Origin of the sequence: Snodgrassella alvi (assembly GCF_040741455.2) — a bacterium.
Classification (GTDB): Bacteria; Pseudomonadota; Gammaproteobacteria; order Burkholderiales; family Neisseriaceae; genus Snodgrassella; species Snodgrassella alvi_E.
The window spans coordinates 16,337-37,998 of record NZ_CP160328.2; the positions used below are offsets into that span (position 1 = coordinate 16,337).

The following is a 21,662-nucleotide window of genomic DNA, read 5'->3' on the forward strand; positions in this document are numbered from 1 at the left end:
CATGAGCACCCAGGAATCATATTTTACATGCACCGCTGGCGCAGCCGTCATCTTGAATGCTGGTCTGCATGTCGTCGGCTCCATCGCGGGTATTCTGGTAATAGAGGGTTTTCAGGCCAAATTTATAGGCGGTAAGTAAATCTTTAATTAATTGTTTCATCGGTACTTTCTGCCCTTCAAACCGCTGCGGGTCGTAATTGGTATTGGCTGAAATAGATTGATCGATGAATTTTTGCATAATACCTACTAAATGCAGGTAGCCTTCATTATTTGGCATATCCCATAATAGCTCATATTCGTCGTGCAGACGTTCGAACTCAGGCACAACTTGTTTGAGAATGCCGTCTTTGGAGGCTTTTACGGATACTAGTCCGCGCGGAGGTTCGATACCGTTGGTGGCATTGGCAATTTGACTGGATGTTTCTGATGGCATCAGTGCAGTGAGTGTTGAATTGCGCAATCCGTGTTTGACAATATCGGCACGCAGTGCTTCCCAGTCTAGATGAAGTGGTTCCTGACAGATTTTATCCAGATCTTTTTTGTAAGTATCAATCGGCAGTAAGCCTTGAGCGTATGTTGTATCACTGAATTTAGGACATGCGCCCAGCTCTTTGGCCAGTTTGACTGAAGCTTTGAGTAGATAGTACTGAATGGCTTCAAAGGTGCGGTGGGTAAGACTGATGGCAGAACCATCGCTGTATTTTACGCCGTTTTTGGCCAGATAGTAGGCAAAGTTAATAACGCCGATGCCAAGTGTACGCCGGTTCATCGTGGCCAGTTCGGCTGCTTTGATTGGATAGTTTTGGTAATCCAGCAGAGCATCTAACGCACGGGTAGCTAGTTCGGCCAGCTCTTCCAGCTCTTCGAGATTCTCTAGTGCACCCAAATTGAAAGCGGATAAGGTACAAAGCGCAATTTCTCCGTCTGGATCATTTATGTCGTTCAACGGACGGGTCGGCAAGGCGATTTCCAGACATAGATTAGACTGGCGTACCGGTGCTAGCTTAGGGTCAAACGGACTGTGGGTGTTGCAATGGTCAACATTCTGGATATAAATGCGGCCGGTTCCAGCGCGTTCCTGCATTAATAATGAAAATAAGTCTATAGCCGGAATACTGCGGCTATGAATGCTATCGTCTTTTTCGTATAAGGCATACAGGCGTTCAAACTCATCCTGATCGGCAAAAAAAGCATCATATAGCCCAGGTACTTCTGAGGGAGAGAATAAGGTAATGTTTTCACCTTTAATCAAACGAGAATACAGCAGTCGATTAATCTGCACGCCATAATCAAGATGGCGAACGCGGTTTTCTTCTACCCCTCGGTTGTTTTTAAGTACAAGTAGGTTTTCTACTTCTAGATGCCACAGGGGATAGAATAGTGTGGCCGCACCGCCACGTACGCCTCCTTGTGAGCAGGATTTAACTGCTGCCTGAAACATTTTGTAAAATGGGATACAGCCAGTGTGTTGAGCTTCGCCGCCCCGAATTTCGCTGCCCAGTGCACGGATGCGTCCAGCGTTAATGCCGATGCCGGCACGCTGCGATACATATTTCACGATGGCGCTGGTGGTAGCGTTGATGCTGTCCAGACTGTCATCACATTCTATCAGGACACAAGAAGAAAATTGGCGGGTTGGAGTGCGCACGCCGGACATAATCGGCGTGGGTAGGGAAATTTTGAACGTGCTGATAGCGTGATAGAATTTTTTAACATATTCCAGCCTGGTGGCCTGCGGGTAGCGTGCAAACAGACACATAGCCACCAACATATATAAAAACTGCGGGCTTTCAAAAATTTGTCTGGTGACGCGATTTTGTACCAGATATTTACCTTCCAGCTGTTTGACAGCAGCATAGGAAAAAGTTAAATCCCGGTTGTGGTCTATACAATCGTTGAGCTCATCGAATTCAGCACGGGAGTAGTCAGTTAGGATATGTTCATCGTATTTGCCTGACTGAGTCAGGCTGGTGACATGATCATATAAATGGGGCGGTTCAAACTGGCCAAAAGCGATTTTCCGCAGGTGGAATATTGCCAGCCGTGCAGCCAGATACTGATAATCCGGCGTTTCGGTAGAAATCAGATCAGCCGCAGCCTTAATGATGGTTTCGTGAATGTCGTCTGTGCGGATGCCGTTGTAAAACTGAATGTGTGAGCGCATTTCTACCTGAGATACGGATACGTTATCCAGTCCTTCAGCCGCCCAAGTAACAACTTGATGAATTTTATCCAGATTGATGTCTTCCAAACGGCCATTTCGTTTGGTTACTTTTATATTGGCTACCGCATTCATGAGTTATTCTTTCTAGCACAAGTAAAGCAGAAAAAAACAGTGACAACACAAAATGTAGTGGTCAACTGTTATTCTGAACACAATATACTGGTTTTTTGCTTTAAAAAAAAGACTTGTCAAAACCGACTATATCCGCTTCTTCATAATGAATGGGTTAAGTGATGTAATGATTTTGTTGATAGACAAATGGTTTGGCTAAGTTTGGCGTGTTTTGAATTAAAGTGTAAAAATTGCTATCTATTTTTAATTTGTATTAGTTTTTTTTTATCAGCTTTTAAATCTATGCTGTATCTGGCTAGTTTTACTAATAAAAATGAAAACTGTCTAAAATATAAGCCGTGTACCACTTCACTTATTTTTAGACAGTCGTAATCGTGTTTCGCTTTTAGTGTTGCAATAGTGACTCATCTAGTTTCAAGTCATTGTTATAATTAATGCTTATTTGACTGTCGAGTACTTTTTGGGCGATGGCCTTGGCTTCTTCCAATGAGTGCATAGTATAGCTGCCACACTGATAACGGTTCAGTTCAGGTATCTGGTTTTGGTTGGCTACAGATAGCACATCCTGCATCGCAGCAGCCCATGCACCGGCTACTGTGGCTTCATCTGGTGAGCCAATCAGACTCATGTAAAAGCCGGTGCGGCAGCCCATGGGAGAAATATCGATAATTTCCACATTTTTGCTGTTAAGATGATCGCGCATAAAACCAGCAAACAGATGTTCGAGTGTGTGCATGCCTTTTTCCGGCAGAATGTCCTGATTGGGGTGACAGAAGCGTAAATCAAATACGGTAATTTCGTCCCCTTTAGGAGTAGACATGGTTTTGGCTATGCGTACTGCCGGGGCATGCATACGGGTATGGTCTACTGTAAAACTATCCAGTAATGGCATGATGTTTCCTTTGTCGATGTTAGCCTAAAACTTTGCGGGCACTGGCAAATAGGCGGTACCAGCCAGACATTTCTGGCCAGTTACGCGGTGCCCAGCTCATTTGTGCGGTCTGGAAGACCCGTTCCGGATGCGGCATCATGATGGTTACTCGCCCATCCTGACTACACACACCGGCAATACCAGCCGGAGAACCGTTAGGGTTCAGCGGATAAGTATTTGTGACCTGATTGAGACCGTCTACGTATTGCAGAGCAATGTCTAGCTCCGACGGCAAATCAGACTGTGGCAGATGGCTGAAATCTGCTCGTCCTTCCCCGTGACTCACCACTACCGGTAAGCTGCTGCCGGCCATATCGGACAAAATCAATGATGTTGATTTTGGCACGGTCACCATACTCAGGCGAGCTTCAAACTGTTCGGAAATGTTGCGGCGAAAACGTGGCCACAATTGTGCACCTGGGATTATTTCAGCTAAATTGCTCAGCATTTGGCAGCCATTGCATACACCCAGTGTCAGCGTGTCCTGACGGGCAAAAAATTCGGCAAACTTCTGCCGCAGTTGCTGATTAAATAGAATGCTTTTTGCCCATCCTTCACCGGCGCCGAGTACATCGCCATAGCTGAAACCACCGCAGGCAGCCAGTAGCTGAAAATCATCGAGACTCACCCGTCCAGTAAGCAAATCACTCATATGTACATCATAAGCCTCAAATCCAGCACGGCTGAAAGCAGCAGCCATTTCTAACTGCCCGTTGACGCCTTGTTCACGCAGTATGGCTGCTTTGGGCTGTTTGCCGCGCTGAATAAATGGCAAAGCAATATCTTCGGCCGGATCAAAGCTCAATTCAGCAAATAATCTGGGTAAATGCTCTTGTTCGAGTAAGGCAAACTCACTGTCTGCACAGTGCGGATTGTCGCGTAAGCGCTGCATGTGATAGCTGGTTTCGCTCCAGCTTTTTTGTAAATCTACACGGTTTTCATTTAGCAGAACTGTATTTCCGTGATGTACCATCAAACGGTCAGTCGTATTGATGTGACCCAGTATGTGCAGGGCATCAGCCATACCGGCCTTGGCAAAAGTCTCTTGAATACTGGCTAAATCGGTATTGTGTATTTGAATCACTGCTCCCAGTTCTTCATTGAACAGGCAGCGTACTGCTGCATCCTGAAGTTTCTGGTTGTGACTCTGATCGTTGATTTGCCGGATTAACGAGGCAATGTCGATGGTGACGCCGATGTGCGCTGCAAACATCATTTCAGCCAGTGTGACCACTAACCCGCCATCGCTGCGGTCATGATAGGCCAGAATTTTCTGTTCCTGAATTAATGACTGAATGATGCGGAAAAAATCAGCCAGTAGAGAGGCGGAATTGACATCGGGAGCCTGACCAGTAAGATTTTTCCATACTTGTTGTAAGGCACTACCACCCATACGGCTGTGACCCTGTCCCAAATCAATTGCTAGCAGTGTAGTATCGGGTATATTTTGTAGCTCCGGTGTGACGGTGTGGCAGACGTTGTTTACTGGTGCAAAGGCGGTAATCACTGCTGTGAGTGGTGACACCACTCTTTTTTCCTCACCGTTATCATGCCAGATGGTTTGCATAGAGAGAGAATCTTTACCAACTGGTATACTCAGCTCTAGTTGTTGGCACAGTGTTGATACTGCTGCCACTGTTTCATACAGACGGGCATCTTCACCAGCAAAACCACAGGCTGCCATCCAGTTGGCAGAGAGTTTGATTTTATCTAGCGTGCCAATGTCTGCAGCAGCAATGTTGGTTACTGCTTCGCCGATGGCCATGCGTCCTGAAGCAGCGCCGGAAAATAAAGCCAGAGGTGATTTTTCACCCATGCTCATGGCCTCGCCCAGCAGCGTGTTAAAGCCCATTTTTGTTACGGCTACGTCTGCAACAGGAGTCTGGAATCGTCCGACCATCTGGTCACGATGGGTCAGTCCACCGACACTGCGGTCACCAATGGTAATTAAAAATTGTTTACTGGCTACGGTTGGCAGGCGTAATACACGGTACAGGCTTTCGCGTATGTCTAGCCTGCTGCCGTCAAAAGCTGGGATAAATTCGGTAACGGTACAATCAGTACGGGTAATTCGGGGTGGTTTGCCCAATAATACATCCAGCGAAATATCTACCGGCAGATTGTCAAATAAATCATCGCGTAACTTTAATTGCCCATCATCAGTGGCAGTGCCTACTATAGCGAACGGACATCGTTCACGCTGGCAAATGTTTTGAAAGGTAGCCAAATTTTGAGGCAATATAGCCAGCACATAGCGTTCCTGTGCTTCATTACACCAGATTTGCAGTGGGTTCAGGCCATGTTCTTCCAAGGGAATGCGGCGTAACTCAAATGTGGCACCGCGACCGGCATCGTTTACCAATTCGGGAAAGGCATTGGATAGACCGCCTGCACCGACATCGTGAATGGATATAACCGGATTATCGGTGCCCATCTGCCAGCAGCGGTCAATAACTTCTTGTGCCCGCCGTTCCATTTCTGGATTGCCGCGCTGTACGGAATCAAAATCCAGGTCGGCGTGATTAGCGCCGGTGCTCATGCTAGAAGCTGCGCCACCGCCCAGTCCGATTAGTAATCCCGGACCGCCAAGCTGAATAAGTAATGCTCCGGCTGGAATGGTATCTTTGAAAACCTGTTGTGCCTGAATATTTCCAAGACCGCCGGCAATCATGATTGGTTTGTGAAAACCACGCATAGTGCCGCTGAATAATTCTTCAAAGGTGCGGAAATAACCCAGCAAATTGGGGCGACCAAATTCGTTGTTAAATGCTGCACTGCCTATCGGGCCATCAAGCATGATATCGAGGGCACTGCTGATGTGTGTCGGCTTACCGTACTGATTACGGCTGGCTGTGTATTGTTCCCAAGGCTGGGTAAATTCGGGGATGGAAAGGTTGGATACGCTGAAACCGCTTAACCCCGCTTTAGGACGAGCTCCCTTTCCGGTTGCGCCCTCATCGCGGATTTCTCCGCCCGAACCAGTGGCTGCACCTGCGAAGGGAGCAATGGCAGTCGGATGATTGTGGGTTTCCACTTTCATCAAAATGTGGGTTTCTTCCGCATTATATTGATATTGCTGTTGTTGATTAGGCTGCGGATAGAAGCGTTCAATATTCGCACCAGTAATAATGGATGAATTGTCTTTATATGCTACCAGTGTACCTTGGGGGTGTGCCTGATGAGTAGCGCGGATTAGGCCAAACAAGGATTGCGGCTGGGTTTTGCCATCAATAATAAATTCTGCATTAAAAATTTTGTGGCGACAATGTTCTGAGTTTGCTTGTGCAAACATCATCAGCTCAACGTCGCTGGGATTGCGTTGTAGCTGCTGATAATTTTCTGCCAAATAATCAATTTCATCTGCGGACAAAGCCAAGCCCATTTGCCGGTTGGCTGTTTCCAGTGCGCTTTTGTCATCAGCTAGTACGTCTATATAATTGAAGCTCTGTGCTGATGAGGTATGAAAAAGTTTTATTGCTTCTTTCTCTGACGTAAGCACACTTTCAGTCATGCGGTCATGCAATATTGTTTGCCATTTATCCTGTTCCTGCTGGCTGAGCTGGCGTGAAAAAGAATACAGAATACCACGCTCGATGCGTTCAATCATGCTCAGCCCACAATTGCGGGCAATATCGGTGGCTTTGGAGGACCAGGGAGAAATGGTGCCCAATCGAGGAATAATAAGTAGCTGAGTTCCAGACAGTTTGTGGCTGCTCTGTGGTCTGGCACGCAACAGTTGTAATAATTTCTGTTGATTGTCGGATGTGATTTCGGCGGATGAAGCCACGAAATAGCGGTATTCGCTGTTTATCTGAATCTCGCAGTTCAGTTGCAGTTTTGCTGCCTGCTGTAACAGTTTTTCGATACGGAATGGTGAAAGTGCGGCCTCGCCGCACAGTGACAGTACAACTGACATGATGAGGTAAGCTCACTTTGATAGTGGGTTTTGGCTGAGGCGCAATTTTACGCGAAAAACAAGAGTTTTGCTTAATTTTATGTTGTAAGGCAGTGCTGGTTTGAGTTTCAGATACGGTTATGGTAGTTTTTACTTGTGTGGATACAGTTATAGGGAAGTGCACGTATGAAAAAGATTGAAGCAATTGTAAAGCCGTTTAAACTGGACGATGTTCGGGAAGCCTTGTCTGACGTTGGTTTTAGTGGCATGACTGTATCTGAGGTGAAAGGATTTGGGCGCCAGAAGGGGCACACAGAAATATATCGTGGTGCGGAGTATGCAGTGGATTTTTTACCCAAGGTAAAAATTGAGCTGGTATTGCCAGATGATCGGGTAGAGCAGGCTATTGAAACTATTGTAGCTGCCGCACATTCGGGCAAAATTGGTGATGGTAAAATTTTTGTATTGCCAGTAGAAGAAGCGGTACGTATACGTACCGGTGAGCAGAACGAATCAGCTATTTAATCGCAGTCTTGAAATACAACCCGTCTAAAAGCGCAGACTATTAATAGTATCTGTGCATTTAGACGGTTTATTTTTGTTTGAGACTTAATGATTCAGTGACCCAGAATGCCGCCACAAGGCAAACATGATTAAACTGGCTATAAAAAATTTAAGTAAATCAAAACCGGCAAAGGGTAGATAGCCAAGTTCTACTGCATGATAAATGCCGATATGCAGATAAAATGCCAGATAAACAACTCCAAACACAAAAATAATTTGATGTGCCAGAGCAAATGCACATAAGCCGCTTAGAAAATGCCGATCATAGCCTCGCTCAGCAGCTAGTCCAGCCAGATAGGCACTGACAACAAATCCGTATAGGTAACCTGCAGAAGCTGAAACCAGTACGTTAATGCCGCCATGGCCGCCAGCAAAAAATGGCAATCCGCATGCACCAAGTAGTAGATACTCAAGTATAGCCAAAACACCAAGCTTGCGCCCAAGGCCGGCACCGGTCAGTAATACTGCTAGTGATTGTAGGGATAATGGCACTGGCTGCAATGGGATACTAATATTGGCGGATAAAGCCATCATTAATGCGGCGATGGTGGTGGCCAGTAACTGGTACTGCCATCCTGTTATTAAATAACGTTGCTGAAGATAAGGTTGATGGGTTTGAGTCAGTGTAGTAATCATGAAACGCCGTCGATATAATTGAGATACGGTGAAGAAATAATCAGCCAGATAAAAAAAGCGGCCGCAGCCGCTTTATTGATGGTTTATAGTACGTATCGAGCCAGATCTTCGTCTTCGACTATATCCTGCAAACGCGCATTAACATAAGCTGCATCAATGGCGATGTCTCCTGCAGGCGCTTCAAAGGATACTTCTTCGAGTAGCTTTTCCATAACCGTGTGCAAGCGGCGTGCGCCAATATTTTCGGTTTTTTCATTCACTTGAAAAGCAATTTCTGCAATCCGAGCAATACCATCTTCGGTAAATTGTAATTTCACATCGTCTGTTGCCAGTAAAGCTGTATATTGTTCAGTCAGATTGGCATTTGTGCTGGTCAGGATGGCTTTAAAGTCGTCCACACTTAAATTTTTCAGTTCCACGCGAATGGGAAAGCGGCCTTGTAATTCTGGTATCAGGTCGCTGGGACGACTGAGATGAAATGCACCAGAAGCAATAAACAGCACATGATCGGTTTTAATCATGCCATATTTGGTTTGAACGGTTGTACCTTCCACAAGTGGGAGTAAGTCGCGCTGAACGCCCTGACGTGATACGTCGCCACCATGGCGGTTGCTGTCTGTAGCAATTTTGTCAATTTCATCCAGAAAGACAATACCGTTCTGCTCTACTGCTTTGATGGCTTGTTCACGTAATTCATCCTCGCTGATGAGTTTGGCAGCTTCTTCATCCAGCAATATCTTCATCGCTGCGCTGACTTTCATTTTCTGCGCTTTGGTTTTACCCTGACCCATGTTGCTAAACATGTCTTGCAGCTGGTTGGTAAAATCTTCCATTCCTGGAGGACCCATTACCGACATGGCTGGTGAAGGAGTGGCGGCAATTTCAACTTCAATTTCTTTATCATCCAATTCTCCTTTACGTAACATCTGCCGGAATTTTTGCCGTGTATGATTTTCCGGTTGAGCCTCCTGTGGTTCTCCTGCAAAGCCAACTGTGCGTGGAGGAGGTAGTAGCGCATCTAAAACGCGGTTTTCTGCGGCATCCTGAGCTCGGTCGCGGTTTTTTGCAATGGTCTGGCTGCGGATGTTTTTTAAGGCTATTTCAATCAAATCGCGAATGATGCTGTCTACGTCGCGGCCGACATAGCCAACTTCAGTAAATTTGGTAGCTTCTACCTTGATAAAGGGTGCATTGGCCAGACGGGCAAGACGGCGTGCAATTTCGGTTTTACCTACGCCGGTGGGGCCGATCATGAGAATATTTTTCGGGACAATTTCACTTTGTAATGGTTCGGCAACTTTGCTGCGGCGGTAGCGGTTTCTCAATGCGACCGCTACTGCGCGCTTGGCCTGATTCTGGCCGATAATGTGTTTATCCAGTTCATGAACGATTTCGTTTGGTGTCATTACTACTGTACTCATCTTGTTCCTATCATAGGGCTGAACCGATACTAATGATTTAAACTATCGGTCAAGACAATTATAAAGTTTCGATTGTATGGCTCTGGTTGGTGTAGATGCAGATATCACCGGCAATTTCCAGTGATTTTTTAACCACCACTTCAGGTTCAAGTTCCGTATTTTCCATCAGTGCCCGCGCAGCAGACTGAGCGAATGCACCACCGGAACCAATCGCAGCAATGCTTTGTTCTGGTTCAAGTACGTCACCATTACCAGTAATCACTAAGGTATTTTTTTTGTCGGCTACAATCAGCATGGCTTCCAGTCGGCGTAAAGCGCGGTCGGTACGCCATTCTTTGGCCAGTTCAATGGCAGCCAGCATCAGCTTGCCCTGATGTTTCTGTAATTTGCTTTCAAACAGTTCTATAAGTGTGAAGGCATCGGCAGTGCCGCCAGCAAATCCAGCCAGCACTTGATTGTTATAAAGTTTCCGTACTTTACGTGCAGTACCTTTAATAATAGTGTTCCCCAATGTCACTTGACCATCGCCACCGATGGCGACGTTTTCGCCGCGCCGAACGGAAATAATGGTGGTGCCGTCAAATTGTTGCATGTCTTATGATCCTTTGCTGATCAACAGTCGCCATAACTGTTGGGAAAAATAACTGCCTTTAAATAAGGGCGCTGATGCAGGCTTTCAAGACATCAGGATGAGAGTAAATAGGCCTAATGAATATGTCTTAAGTATGAGTTGCCGGATACAGCCATAAGTTTAAGCCTGAATTGCATCAGTAAAAAAAACGGCAACCTCTGTGGCTGCCGTTTTTTAAACATGGCTACTTATTTTTTGTGTTTGTATACTTTTTTGGTAGTTACAGTTTTAGTAGTTCTAACAGTTTTTGTTTTTGCAGGAGCTGCAGCAACAGCAACGGTACCATTATCAACTACACAGTTTTGAGTAACGATTTGCGGAACAATTCTTTCCTGACCATTAACAACCTGTTTGCTAGGCTGTAATAAGCCTAAAGCGCCTACTTTATCTACAGTATCGCTAGTAGCAATTGCTGTTTTCCAAGTGATACCTTCAGGAGAAACGAATGTATTGTAATTTACGTCACGCGCATCACGCATCATCACTGGAGAAAGTTTACCCTGATAGTTTACCTGTGCAGCCACAACGTTTTGGCCTTGTAGACCATACATTACACGTAAGTTGTTTTTAGCGTTGCCAGTACCGCATAGGTAAGAAACTTCTTTACGTCCGTCAATCTGTACATTGGCAGTAGTAGCAGCGGCAGTTGCAGTTGATTGTGCAGCGGGGGCTTTGTGATGAGATTTGGAAGCACAACCAGTCAGTGCAAGCATTAACAACACAGCAGGAACTAGAACTTTTTTCATGACAACTCCTTCAAGTATTTATGAATAAATTATTAGATAACATAAGCCATGATACTTGGCTTAGGTAAAGAAGCAATAGATGTATCTTAGTCTTTTTTAGCTAATGTAGGTTAGTATTAAAAATGACCAAATAAACGTTATCGTTACTGAGTTAATAGTACATGATTAAAAAACTCTGCACAACTCAATGTTTTAAGAACATAAACTATTTATCACTTTGATAAAGGTAATATTTTAATTATTATTTTACCGGCATTTAATTTTCAAAATTTAACTTTGTTTGACTTGGTGTCTGTACCACGCTTCCGTTTTTAAGGTTGTAAGCTGTGAGACTTCCGCCCCATAGTGCTCCGGTATCGACACAAACAACATTGTCTTGATGGTACAGTCCTAATGCTGACCAATGGCCAAATAAAATAGTTCTGTCTGTGTTTTGTCTCGCAGGTGCTTTGAACCATGGCATTAACTGAGATGGCATATCACCAAGCATACCTTTGTAATCAAAATCCATGGCGCCATCAACGGTAAGTGCACGCATACGTGTGAAGCTGTTAGTAATAAAACGCAGCCGTTCATCGCCATTGAGGTTGTTGTTCCAGCGTACAGGTTTATTGCCATACATACGGGCAAAAAACTCTTGCGGATTGTTTTGTAATACGGTTTCCACTTCTACCGCTAGCCGTTGTGCCTGTTTGCAGTTCCATTCCGGCCAAATACCAGCATGCACCAGCACATAATCTTCTTCCTCACGGTAAAGAGGTTGCTGGCGTAGCCAGTCAATTAAATTTGTTCTGTCTGGGGCATTGAGAATATCACTGATGGTGTCGCCACGCTTGAGTTTGCCATGACCGTAATGCAATGCGAGTAAATGCAAATCATGATTGCCGAGAATAGTCTGCATACAGCCATCATGCTGTTTGACCAGACGCAATGTGGCCAGAGACTGGGGGCCGCGATTGACTAAGTCACCAGTGAGCCAGATAGTGTCGGTACCGGGATTAAAATTTAGTTTATTTAGAAGCTGTTGAAATTCAGTCAGACAGCCTTGTATATCGCCAATCACATATTGCGCCATATTTACTCTCCAGTTCGTTCAGCTACAGGCAGTCTCAATACTTGCCTGTGCTGAACGAGTCTGACTGTTATTTTTCTAATACTAGTATAGCTTCAGCTTCTACCAGTACGCCTTTAGGTAACGCAGATACTTCTACCGCGGCACGAGCTGGATAGGGTGCAGTAAAGTATTGCGCCATAATTTCGTTGAAGGTGGCAAAATTGCTTAAATCAGTGAGATAGGCGTTTACTTTCACCAGGTCATTCAGATTACCACCGGCTGCCTGTGCTACAGCCTGTAGGTTTTTGAATACTTGATGAGCCTGCTCAGCAAAGCCGCCTGCAACAACTTGCATGGTCTCTGCTACCAAGGGTATCTGTCCAGACAGATATACTGTATCCCCTGCACGGACAGCCTGCGAATATGCGCCGATAGCAGCGGGTGCCTTATCAGTATGAATAATGGTTTTGCTCACAATGCTACTCCTTCGTATTAAAAGGGTTATCAAAAAAATCAGGCTTTCAGAAATAAAGCCAACAAGTCATTGAGAAAACTGCGTCCGAGTGTTGTAGGGCGCAGAAAAAATGGGTTGGCATCTAGTAAACCGCGTTTAACAGCTTCACTGACAGCTTGCCGGATTACCGACAGCGGAAGTCCGGTACGCTCATTGAACCATGCAGTAGGCACACCATCTGTTAAACGTAAAACATTAAGCATGAATTCAAATGGCAAATCCCCGGCAGCAACTGACTGGCGGCTAATGGCGCGTTGTGGTTGCCGCTGCATGCTTTGTATATAGTCTTTGGGATGGCGGCTGCGGGTGGTGCGCACGATTGACTGAGCGCTGGATATTTTACCATGTGCTCCGGCTCCGATGCCGATATAGTCACCAAACTGCCAGTAGTTCAGATTATGCTGACATTGCTGATGCGAACGGGCAAAGGCCGAAGTCTCATAATGAATAAATCCGGCTTGCTTTAAAGCTGAATGCACGACTTCTTCTATATCGGCAAGGTGGTCTTCGTCCGGTAATTGTGGCGGCGGGGTATGGGCAAAAGGAGTGTTAGGCTCAAGAGTTAACTGATAGGCACTGATATGCTGTACACCAGTGGCAAGAGCTGCTTGAATATCTTCCTGTGCCTGCATAAGAGTTTGTCCGGGTAATGCATACATCAGATCTACATTTACTTTGGGAAACAGGGATAATCCGACTTCTATAGCTCTTAATGCATCATCGCGACTATGAATACGTCCCAATGTGGCTAGCTTATCGTCAGCAAAACTTTGTACACCAATCGACAGACGGTTAATACCGGCTGCAGCATACCCGGCAAAGCGTTGGCGTTCAAAGGTACCTGGATTAGCTTCCAGTGTTATTTCAGCAGCGGGCTGCAGATTAATGCGGGCACGTATACCACTCAACAATTGTTCCAATGACGCAGCAGATAGAAGACTGGGCGTGCCGCCACCGATAAAGACAGTATGTACCGTCCTACCCCAGAAATAGGGAAGCTCGGCCTCAAGATCGGTAAGTAAAGCTGAAATATAAGCCCGTTCATCAAGCTCTTGTTTCAACTGATGCGAATTGAAATCACAGTACGGACACTTACGCACACACCAAGGTACATGGATATACAGGGATAAAGGAGGTAAATTTGTCAAATTGGGCGTGGCTGTCTGGTTATTGTGCAATGGTAGAGAAAACTCAGACATGCAGATTTAAACCGGATTGTTGCTTTAATTTAGTGAGTAAAATATTTAGCGCCTGCGCACGATGGCTGACACGATTTTTTTCGTCTTGACTCATTTGTGCTGCTGTGAAGTGCTGTTCGGGAAGATAAAAATGCGGGTCATAGCCAAAACCATTGTTTCCAGTGGCCGTGGATTGCCATAATCCCCTCCAGATGGCATCAGCAATCACTGGCTGTGGATCATCTGGATGGCGTACAAGCACCAATACACAGACGTAAAATACAGTTTTATCGCTGAATGGTTGTAAGTCGGCATCCAGTTTAGCATTGTTGGCTGCATCTGATTTGGGTTCTGTACCGGCATAGCGGGCGGAATAAACTCCAGGTGCTCCCTTTAGTGCATTGGCACAGATACCTGAATCATCTGCCAATGCCGGTAAGCCGCTATAGCGGCTGGCATGGCGGGCTTTTGCTAAAGCATTTTCAACAAAAGTAATATATGGTTCTGGACATTCTGGAATATTGAATTCAGCTTGTGGCACTATTTCAATATTTAATGATTGTAGCAGACGCTTGAACTCAGTTAATTTACCCTGATTATTACTGGCAAGAACAATTTTATTCATGTTTAATATCTTTAGAAGATAAAGTCCGATATATTTGCTGGGCAGCACGTTCACGTAATGTGAATGCCAACGCTGCAAACTGACCTAATGCGCTAACAAATGCGAGTAAACAGCAAATCAGCGCAATATTGCGCTGATTTTGTACCCAATAATAGCAGCCCAATATTATCCAGCCAATAAACATGAATGTACATGATGCTAGAATAAGTAATAAAAGTTTGAATTTTGTCATTTACGCAGGCTCAAAAACAAACAGTATAGCGACAAATATGTTTTATTACTTAAAATTTAATGATTTTACGTTGAATCAGTTTCACGTTTTGATTCAAAAAAATGTTAAATCGTTAACTAAATACAAATCTAATAAATGTGATGCCATTTAATACTTTAGGTATTAAGGTTTTTGCTTTGTCCTAGTTTGGATAATTTCAAGCTTAATGGAATATCTATAATTAAACAAAATATACTGATGATAAAGCATACAGTGCTGTATGTTGTAAGCTGTTGCTCTTTTTGAAAAAGAAAATAGCCAGTGAAACTCGACACTATAAATACAATAAAGCTAATGCTAAGGAGAATTATTATTCTGAACATGGTTTTTAAATAAAATGTATAAAAGAATAAAAAAATGTTATTTCATTGAAGTTTACCTTATTTAATCTTAAAATTCCATATGTATTTTATTTTTTCTAAAGATTGAATTCTAGTCAGTTTTTTGTGATGTTAAGAAGAGATTTCTGGCTAATATTAATCAGTTTAATTGTAAAGGGTGCAATAATAATCAAACCTGTAATAACTATTGCAAAGCAGCACAGGCTATACCATAAGGGATAACGGATATCTGCAAAAAGGATAGTACCCAATATAAAAGCTTCATTAAACATGAATATACATGACAATAGAATAATTAATAAAATTTAAATTTTGTCATTTACTCAGGTTTAAAAACAACTGTATAGCAACAAATTCTTTATTACTAAGGCATTAGATGATTTTGCGTTAAATCAGTTTCACGTTTTAATGCTGAAAGATGTTAAAGCGTTAACTGTATGCAATTCTGACAAATGTCATGCCATTTAATACTACTGATGAAAAAGCATACAGTACTATATGTTGTTAGCTGTTGCTCTTTTTGAAAAAGAGAAAAGCCAGCGTAAAAGGACACCATAAACAGAATAAAGTTAATGCTCAGGGGAATAATTATTTTAATCATTGTATTTAAAATAAGTATAAAAAATTTTAAAAATTGTTATTTAAGTGTATCTTGCCCCATGTGATCTTGAAATCATTTTGTATTTTATTTTTTCTAAAGATTGAATTCTAGTCATTTTTTTGTGATGTAAGAAGAGGTTTCTGGCTAACTTTAATCAGTTTAATTGTAAAGGGTGCAATAATAACCAATCCTGTAATACCTACTGCAAAACAACACAAGCTGTACCATAAGGGGTAACGGATGTCTGCAAAAAAGATGGTACCCATAATAAATGCAGCAATTATCAGTAAAGATAGAAAACTATAACTGATTATCATTTTTTTCATATCAGTCGATTCAAGAATTTTATAAGATGAAAGCAAGTGTAGCTTAATTGCCAGCTATTGTATCTGATGAAGCATTTTCCTAGGTAATGGTTCTTAAAAACTTAAGATTATTGTGTTGATACTGTTTTATTTATCAAAATAATTTATAGTCACGATTTGATTATAAAAGAGTTGTCAAAAGTATCTTACAGTATTGTTTCACGGTAGTGTTTAACGCATATTTGAAGTTTCTAAAGAAAGATGAGCTATACCAAGCCAATAATGTAATTAACGATCTTGATTTTTATATTAGGTTTGTATTTAGAGTTTAGCTTCTTGAAAAATAAATAAAAAAATGTGGGCAATGTTAAAAGGTTGCTGATAAAAAAGCCTGCTGTAGCAGGCTTTTGGTTTTTATCGCAACTGCTGATCAAGTTGCTGAATCCATTTTTTACCATCTTTACCGGTATAAGGTGTACCGTCAACATTGGCTAGACTGACGCGTGTTCCTCCATCTTTCAATGGTTGAGCCAGTACCATCAAACGCGGCTGCTCTTTGGGCTGTTGCTGGAGTTCGATTTTTTTGCTGCGACCAAACATGCGGCTAAATAGCCCCGGTTTTTTGTTGGTTACAGATGAAGCTTCGGCAGCGGCCACTTCCACAAGATAGGCATACTGGCTCTGATTTTCGCCAATAACATTTAGCCCTACGCGATCCAGTGCCAGAGCAACGCGGCGCCAGTTGCGTTCCTGTGGGCCAAGCAGATAAACACTACTGCCATCGGTTCTGGCCAAAGCGTTCTCATTCGGATTTTGCTGTTGAGCGGCTACCTGTTGCTGTACCTGTTTGGCATCTGCACCTAGATACTGCATGAAGCGTGCCAGAAATGCTGCTTCTAGTTCAGGTTCATTAGGGCGTGGCTGCCATGCGGTACTGTCACCATCTTTGCTGGTATAGACTTCTTTCATGCCTTTCTGACTGAAGAATACATCAGTACCACCCTTATTGTTTCTTTCCAGCCGGATGGTAAACATATCACGTTCACCACTGGAGTAAACGCCACCCAAGCCAACTTTTTCAAATATACCGCGAATGGCATCCGAAGGCAGTTTGGCCCGATTTTCAGCCCAGTTGGTCTGCATTAGGCCGATAGATGGTTCTTCACGCTCTATAGTAAAGCCCTGTTCCTGCCAAAAAGCTTTTAATAGAGGCCATAACTCAGCAGCTTGTTTATTGTCTACCGTTAACCAGCGGATGCTGCCATCACGTTGAAAATGAATATCCGGTACTTGTGTCAATACCTGCGTATTGGCTGCGGGCTGGTTTTTGTTATTGCGTTTGTTCAGATCGCTGGCACGGACGGCACCATTAATCAGCGAGCTGCCAGGAGCACTGAAACGATTACCTTGATTGGGATCAGTCAAATCTGGCGGTACATCCAGCTGAACAATTTTTTTATTGTCTGACTGATAATCGAGTTTAGGTAGGTTTTCTTTTTTGCTGGCACAGGCGGCAAGACTGGCTGCCAGCATGGTCAGGACAACGGTTTTACTTATATTCATATCGGCCACTTTCTGTGTGTATTTTTCTGATAGGGTAGGCTTATATTCAGATTAAGCCGGCTTCGCGCATGGCAGCTGTTACTATGGTCTGTCCTGCTTCAGTCAGCTCCGTAATGGGCAGGCGGCATACCGGATTGATTTTACCTATTTGGGACAGTGCCCATTTAGTAGGTGCCGGACTGGGTTCGCAGAAAAGGTCGCCATGCAAACGCTGTAATTTATCATTCAGGCTTCGCGCACCGGCTATATCACCGCGTAGTGCAGCATGACACATGTCGGCAAACATTTTCGGAGCTACATTGGCTGTCACACTGATAACACCATGGCCACCGCATAGTAGGAATGCCATCGCGGTAGGATCATCGCCAGAGTAAACTGCAAAGTTTTCGGGAACATGTTTAAACAGATAACAAGCTCGGCCGATGTTGCCAGTGGCTTCTTTGATTCCGACAATATTTTCTATCTGAGCTAGCCGCAAAGCAGTATCCGGTTGCATATCGGCAACAGTGCGTCCAGGCACATTGTATAGAATCATCGGAATAGAAGTTGCTTCAGCTATGGTCTTGAAATGGCGGTATATGCCTTCCTGATTGGGTTTGTTGTAGTAAGGCACTACTGACAGTGTCATATCCGCACCAGCTTGCTGTGCTTCTCGAGCAAGATAAATGGCTTCGTGCGTATTATTTGCACCTGTACCGGCAATCACTTTAATGCGTCCGGCTACGTGTTCTACAGCAGTTTTAATTACGTTTAGGTGTTCATCAACACTAAGGGTTGCTGATTCACCTGTGGTTCCTACAGCGACAATAGCGTCGGTACCGGATTCGATATGCCAGTCAATAAGCTGTTTGTATTGGTCGTAATCAATACTACCATCTGCATGCATAGGCGTTACGATGGCAACCAGGCTGCCTGTCAACATAATTCTACCCTTTACAGGAGAGCTAAAAATGTGATGATTGTAGCGTATTTTATCCCTTGATGGAAAATAGGCCGTTCATAATGTGTTTTGATAAAAGAGGTTTGCTTGAGTTAAAGATTTTATTACTCAATTGTCTGATGTAGATTAAATGTATCAGCTTAGCTTAAAATACGGGGCTTTATATTCGTTTTTTGCAAGTATAAAGCAAATAAGAAAGGTTGACATGGCCGATAATCCCTCTGTTTTTAAACAAGAAGAACGCTCTGATCTGGTCTATGGTCTGGAGGATAAACCTCCTGTTTTTAATGGTTTGCTGAGTGCATTAACCCATTTACTCGCTCTATTCGTACCCATGGTGGCTCCGGCTTTAGTGGTGGGCGGCGCACTGAAACTGCCGGCAGACATGACTGCCTATTTGGTATCGATGTCTATGGTTGCATCAGGTGTCGGTACGTATATTCAAGTGCACCGTTTCGGGGTGATCGGTTCTGGGTTGTTATCGATTCAATCGGTTAATTTTTCATTTGTTACTGTGATGATTGCGCTAGGATTGGGCATGAAGGAAAACGGGATGAATGAACAAGCCATGATTTCTACTTTATTGGGCGTCTCTTTTGTGGGCGCCTTTTTAGTAGTCGGAGCATCATGGCTATTGCCGTTTCTGAAAAAAATTATCACTCCTACGGTAAGTGGAGTAGTGGTATTGATGATAGGCTTAAGCTTGATTCATGTTGGGATTACTGATTTCGGCGGGGGGCTCACTGCTAAAGCTAATCATACATTCGGTTCATGGCCCAATCTTGCTCTTTCTACTTTTGTTCTTTTTACCGTACTGTTATTTAACTGCTTTCGCAATGCATGGTGGCGTATGGCAGGTATTGCGGTAGGTTTGATTTCTGGTTATGTAATCGCCATTTTTATGGGTATTGTTGATTTTTCCAATCTACATGATCTGCCGCTGATTACCATTCCAATTCCATTCAAATACGGTTTTGCTTTTGACTGGCATGCCTTTATGGTAGCAGGAACCATTTATCTTCTGAGTGTATTTGAAGCTGTTGGTGATTTAACTGCTACTGCAATGATATCCAATCAGCCGGTGGACGGAGCAGCATATACTAGCCGCTTGCGCGGTGGCGTCATGGCCGATGGCTTGGTTTCTGTAATTGCTACTGCACTTGGTTCATTACCGTTAACTACATTTGCTCAGAATAATGGTGTGATTCAGATGACCGGTGTTGCATCTCGCCATGTAGGTAAATACATTGCAGTGATTTTGGTGATATTGGGCTTGTTCCCTTGGGTTGGCGCAATTTTTACCACTATTCCGAGCCCGGTTCTTGGTGGCGCAATGGTGGTTATGTTTGGTCTGATTGTTACAGCAGGTATCCGTATTATTATCACAGCTGGTATTCGCCGCCGAGAAGCAGTTATCTGTGCTACTTCTTTAGGATTGGGGTTGGGCGTAGCTTTTGAGCCGGAAGTATTTGCTCAATTGCCTATTCTGTTTCAAAACCCGATTTGTATGGGGGGTATTGTGGCTATCATACTGAATATATTACTGCCCCATGATAAAAGTGAACCAGCAGTGTATTTGAGTGATGATATTCCTCATTAATTTATTTATGCTGAGTGGAAGACTGCCTTTTTAAGGCAGTCTTTTTATTATGTAAAAAATAAAACGTTACTAGTAATTTATTTTTCTCTGGTAAGTAGATTATCACCATCGGTAGGATGCAGACGAGCGAATATCCAGCTGGAAAGCAGGGTAAAGACGCCCAAAATAATGAATGTGACGCGAAAGGCACTAGTGATATTTTGATGAATAAAGCTGGCTCGGCTAAGGTTTTGTAAAAGTAAGGCACCGATCGCGATACCAAAACTTAAGGCAAGCTGCTGATTAACTGCCATTAGGCTAGTACCACTGCTTACTTGATTAGGCCGCAAATCAGCCAGTGTAATGGTATTCATACCGGTAAACTGTAATGAATTACAAGCACCGAGTACGCACAGATGAAGCAAAATAAGCCATTGTGGGGTAGCAGCACTGATAAATGCCAGAGACATTATAAGTATGCCGATGATACGAGTGTTCCATGCTAATGTGTTGCGGTAGCCGAAATGGTTCATTAATGGTTTCAGGAAAGGTTTGGCAAATATTGCAGCCAGTGCCAACGGCATCAGTAGCCAACCTGAATTGACCGCATCGTAGCTGAATGCAACCTGAAACAGTAAGGGTAATAATAAAGGTAAAGCACTCATACCCAAACGGCTGACAAGGTTACCGGCCAATCCGAGACGAAACGTGCGTACCAGAATCAGATGAGGTGGATACAAAGCGCGGTTGTTCTGGCGTGCATGTGCTAAATAGGCAAATAATGCACCAATTCCGGCAGCTGCCATCATACAGCCGAAAAGAATGTTATTTGCGTGAGACATGGTTTCAAAGGTCAGAGTCATGCAAAATGCGGACGCAGAAAATAAAAAGAAACCTAATCCGTCAAAATAATTAGCCGGCCGGTTGAAATCGGGCATGATGTACCATGTGACCAGTAATCCCAGCAGACCAATTGGTACGTTTAATAAAAAAATCCAGTGCCAGCTCATATAGACGACCAGATAACCACCAATAATCGGTCCTAATACTGGGCCGATAAGTGCTGGCATAATGGCATAATTCATAACGGTAATCAGTTTAGAGCGGTCATAGGCTTGCATCATGGTTAATCGTGCTACAGGAGTAAGCATGGCACCACCCAATCCCTGAATAATCCTAGCTAATACCAGCAGGGGTAAATTGTTGCTGGCTGCACAGAGAACTGAACCGATAATAAATATGACCATTGATCCCATGAAGAGCTTGCGGGTACCTAATTTGTCCGATAAAAAACCTGACAACGGCATCATGATGGCCAGCGTCAGTGCATAGGCAATAATTGCCGATTGCATATTCAAAGGCGATTGTCCTAAATCCGCAGCCATGGAAGGCAGAGCAGTATTCAGGATGGTGGCATCCAGCTGCTGCATGAAAATAGCTATTGCTAGTAATATAGGCAAATAGCGTGAAGGTTTTGTTGTGCTAATGGTAGCCATTGAAGCTGTTGATAACGATTATGATTTAATCCATTATAACAGAATCATGTTATGTTCCATTAAACAGCATTGATA

The 21,662-nt window shown here is 43.7% G+C and carries 17 protein-coding genes; 2 read left to right on the forward strand and 15 right to left on the reverse strand.

The window, feature by feature from the left end:
• Positions 1-16: 16 nt before the first annotated feature.
• The 3 genes from nrdA to purL form a co-directional block, all read right to left on the reverse strand.
• Positions 17-2,296 carry a class 1a ribonucleoside-diphosphate reductase subunit alpha gene (nrdA, locus tag ABU615_RS00095; protein ID WP_267403667.1) on the reverse strand — a complete coding sequence of 760 codons (2,280 nt, stop codon included), beginning with the start codon at positions 2,294-2,296 and terminating at the stop codon, positions 17-19.
• A 385-nt stretch (positions 2,297-2,681) separates the two neighbouring features.
• On the reverse strand, positions 2,682-3,188 hold the full coding sequence (gene luxS / locus ABU615_RS00100) for an S-ribosylhomocysteine lyase (RefSeq protein ID WP_267403665.1): 507 nt from the start codon (positions 3,186-3,188) through the stop codon (positions 2,682-2,684).
• A gap of 19 nt (positions 3,189-3,207) precedes the next feature.
• Positions 3,208-7,143, reverse strand: a complete 3,936-nt coding sequence (gene purL, locus ABU615_RS00105; RefSeq protein WP_370388961.1) for a phosphoribosylformylglycinamidine synthase — start codon at positions 7,141-7,143, stop codon at positions 3,208-3,210.
• Between the two features lie 165 nt (positions 7,144-7,308).
• On the opposite strand from purL, the gene ABU615_RS00110 reads away from it, so the two are divergent.
• Entirely contained in the window at positions 7,309-7,647 is a 339-nt protein-coding gene (locus tag ABU615_RS00110; RefSeq protein ID WP_100139980.1) for a P-II family nitrogen regulator, read from the forward strand.
• Positions 7,648-7,731: 84 nt separating this feature from the next.
• Here ABU615_RS00110 and ABU615_RS00115 read toward each other — a convergent pair whose 3' ends face one another.
• The 11 genes from ABU615_RS00115 to dapA form a co-directional block, all read right to left on the reverse strand.
• On the reverse strand, positions 7,732-8,322 hold the full coding sequence (locus ABU615_RS00115) for a biotin transporter BioY (RefSeq protein WP_100152409.1): 591 nt from the start codon (positions 8,320-8,322) through the stop codon (positions 7,732-7,734).
• An 83-nt stretch (positions 8,323-8,405) separates the two neighbouring features.
• Entirely contained in the window at positions 8,406-9,743 is a 1,338-nt protein-coding gene (gene hslU, locus ABU615_RS00120; RefSeq protein WP_267403657.1) for an ATP-dependent protease ATPase subunit HslU, read from the reverse strand.
• A gap of 58 nt (positions 9,744-9,801) precedes the next feature.
• Positions 9,802-10,335, reverse strand: a complete 534-nt coding sequence (hslV, locus tag ABU615_RS00125; RefSeq protein ID WP_100139982.1) for an ATP-dependent protease subunit HslV — start codon at positions 10,333-10,335, stop codon at positions 9,802-9,804.
• A 227-nt stretch (positions 10,336-10,562) separates the two neighbouring features.
• The gene (locus ABU615_RS00130) at positions 10,563-11,120 is read right to left on the reverse strand and encodes a hypothetical protein (RefSeq protein WP_100139983.1); all 558 of its coding nucleotides are present in this window, start codon (positions 11,118-11,120) and stop codon (positions 10,563-10,565) included.
• A gap of 256 nt (positions 11,121-11,376) precedes the next feature.
• Positions 11,377-12,195 (reverse strand): symmetrical bis(5'-nucleosyl)-tetraphosphatase, encoded by an 819-nt coding sequence (locus tag ABU615_RS00135; RefSeq protein WP_267403650.1) that lies wholly within the window; start codon positions 12,193-12,195, stop codon positions 11,377-11,379.
• A gap of 67 nt (positions 12,196-12,262) precedes the next feature.
• A complete protein-coding gene (locus ABU615_RS00140) occupies positions 12,263-12,649 on the reverse strand; it encodes a RidA family protein (RefSeq protein WP_267403648.1) in 387 nt (128 codons plus the stop codon).
• A gap of 38 nt (positions 12,650-12,687) precedes the next feature.
• Positions 12,688-13,887 (reverse strand): radical SAM family heme chaperone HemW, encoded by a 1,200-nt coding sequence (gene hemW, locus ABU615_RS00145; RefSeq protein WP_267403646.1) that lies wholly within the window; start codon positions 13,885-13,887, stop codon positions 12,688-12,690.
• The gene (gene rdgB, locus ABU615_RS00150; protein WP_370388962.1) at positions 13,880-14,491 is read right to left on the reverse strand and encodes an RdgB/HAM1 family non-canonical purine NTP pyrophosphatase; all 612 of its coding nucleotides are present in this window, start codon (positions 14,489-14,491) and stop codon (positions 13,880-13,882) included. Before rdgB ends, hemW begins: the two co-directional genes overlap by 8 nt.
• Positions 14,484-14,723, reverse strand: a complete 240-nt coding sequence (locus ABU615_RS00155; protein WP_323811376.1) for an NGO_0222 family membrane protein — start codon at positions 14,721-14,723, stop codon at positions 14,484-14,486. Before ABU615_RS00155 ends, rdgB begins: the two co-directional genes overlap by 8 nt.
• Before the next feature lie 1,700 nt (positions 14,724-16,423).
• Entirely contained in the window at positions 16,424-17,572 is a 1,149-nt protein-coding gene (gene bamC, locus ABU615_RS00160; protein WP_267403640.1) for an outer membrane protein assembly factor BamC, read from the reverse strand.
• A gap of 46 nt (positions 17,573-17,618) precedes the next feature.
• Positions 17,619-18,494: a 4-hydroxy-tetrahydrodipicolinate synthase gene (dapA, locus tag ABU615_RS00165; RefSeq protein WP_267390124.1), complete on the reverse strand. Its 876-nt coding sequence runs from the start codon at positions 18,492-18,494 to the stop codon at positions 17,619-17,621.
• Positions 18,495-18,717: 223 nt separating this feature from the next.
• Here dapA and ABU615_RS00170 point away from each other — a divergent pair, with 223 nt between their 5' ends.
• Positions 18,718-20,112, forward strand: coding sequence for a nucleobase:cation symporter-2 family protein (locus ABU615_RS00170; protein ID WP_267390125.1), 1,395 nt, complete (start codon positions 18,718-18,720; stop codon positions 20,110-20,112).
• 77 nt (positions 20,113-20,189) lie between these two features.
• On the opposite strand, the gene ABU615_RS00175 is transcribed toward ABU615_RS00170, so the two are convergent.
• Positions 20,190-21,587 (reverse strand): DHA2 family efflux MFS transporter permease subunit, encoded by a 1,398-nt coding sequence (locus ABU615_RS00175; RefSeq protein ID WP_100139994.1) that lies wholly within the window; start codon positions 21,585-21,587, stop codon positions 20,190-20,192.
• Between the last annotated feature and the right edge of the window lie 75 nt (positions 21,588-21,662).

What these genes read in the sequence shown, in the direction of transcription:
- ABU615_RS00130 (WP_100139983.1), bottom strand. Translation starts at nt 11,120, where the DNA reads ATGAAAAAAGTTCTAGTTCCTGCTGTGTTGTTAATGCTTGCACTGACT.
- bamC (WP_267403640.1), bottom strand. Translation starts at nt 17,572, where the DNA reads ATGAATATAAGTAAAACCGTTGTCCTGACCATGCTGGCAGCCAGTCTT.
- ABU615_RS00115 (WP_100152409.1), bottom strand. Translation starts at nt 8,322, where the DNA reads ATGATTACTACACTGACTCAAACCCATCAACCTTATCTTCAGCAACGT.
- rdgB (WP_370388962.1), bottom strand. Translation starts at nt 14,491, where the DNA reads ATGAATAAAATTGTTCTTGCCAGTAATAATCAGGGTAAATTAACTGAG.
- ABU615_RS00155 (WP_323811376.1), bottom strand. Translation starts at nt 14,723, where the DNA reads ATGACAAAATTCAAACTTTTATTACTTATTCTAGCATCATGTACATTC.
- ABU615_RS00110 (WP_100139980.1), top strand. Translation starts at nt 7,309, where the DNA reads ATGAAAAAGATTGAAGCAATTGTAAAGCCGTTTAAACTGGACGATGTT.
- luxS (WP_267403665.1), bottom strand. Translation starts at nt 3,188, where the DNA reads ATGCCATTACTGGATAGTTTTACAGTAGACCATACCCGTATGCATGCC.
- dapA (WP_267390124.1), bottom strand. Translation starts at nt 18,494, where the DNA reads ATGTTGACAGGCAGCCTGGTTGCCATCGTAACGCCTATGCATGCAGAT.
- hslU (WP_267403657.1), bottom strand. Translation starts at nt 9,743, where the DNA reads ATGAGTACAGTAGTAATGACACCAAACGAAATCGTTCATGAACTGGAT.
- hslV (WP_100139982.1), bottom strand. Translation starts at nt 10,335, where the DNA reads ATGCAACAATTTGACGGCACCACCATTATTTCCGTTCGGCGCGGCGAA.
- ABU615_RS00135 (WP_267403650.1), bottom strand. Translation starts at nt 12,195, where the DNA reads ATGGCGCAATATGTGATTGGCGATATACAAGGCTGTCTGACTGAATTT.
- hemW (WP_267403646.1), bottom strand. Translation starts at nt 13,887, where the DNA reads ATGTCTGAGTTTTCTCTACCATTGCACAATAACCAGACAGCCACGCCC.
- purL (WP_370388961.1), bottom strand. Translation starts at nt 7,143, where the DNA reads ATGTCAGTTGTACTGTCACTGTGCGGCGAGGCCGCACTTTCACCATTC.
- ABU615_RS00175 (WP_100139994.1), bottom strand. Translation starts at nt 21,587, where the DNA reads ATGGCTACCATTAGCACAACAAAACCTTCACGCTATTTGCCTATATTA.
- ABU615_RS00170 (WP_267390125.1), top strand. Translation starts at nt 18,718, where the DNA reads ATGGCCGATAATCCCTCTGTTTTTAAACAAGAAGAACGCTCTGATCTG.
- nrdA (WP_267403667.1), bottom strand. Translation starts at nt 2,296, where the DNA reads ATGAATGCGGTAGCCAATATAAAAGTAACCAAACGAAATGGCCGTTTG.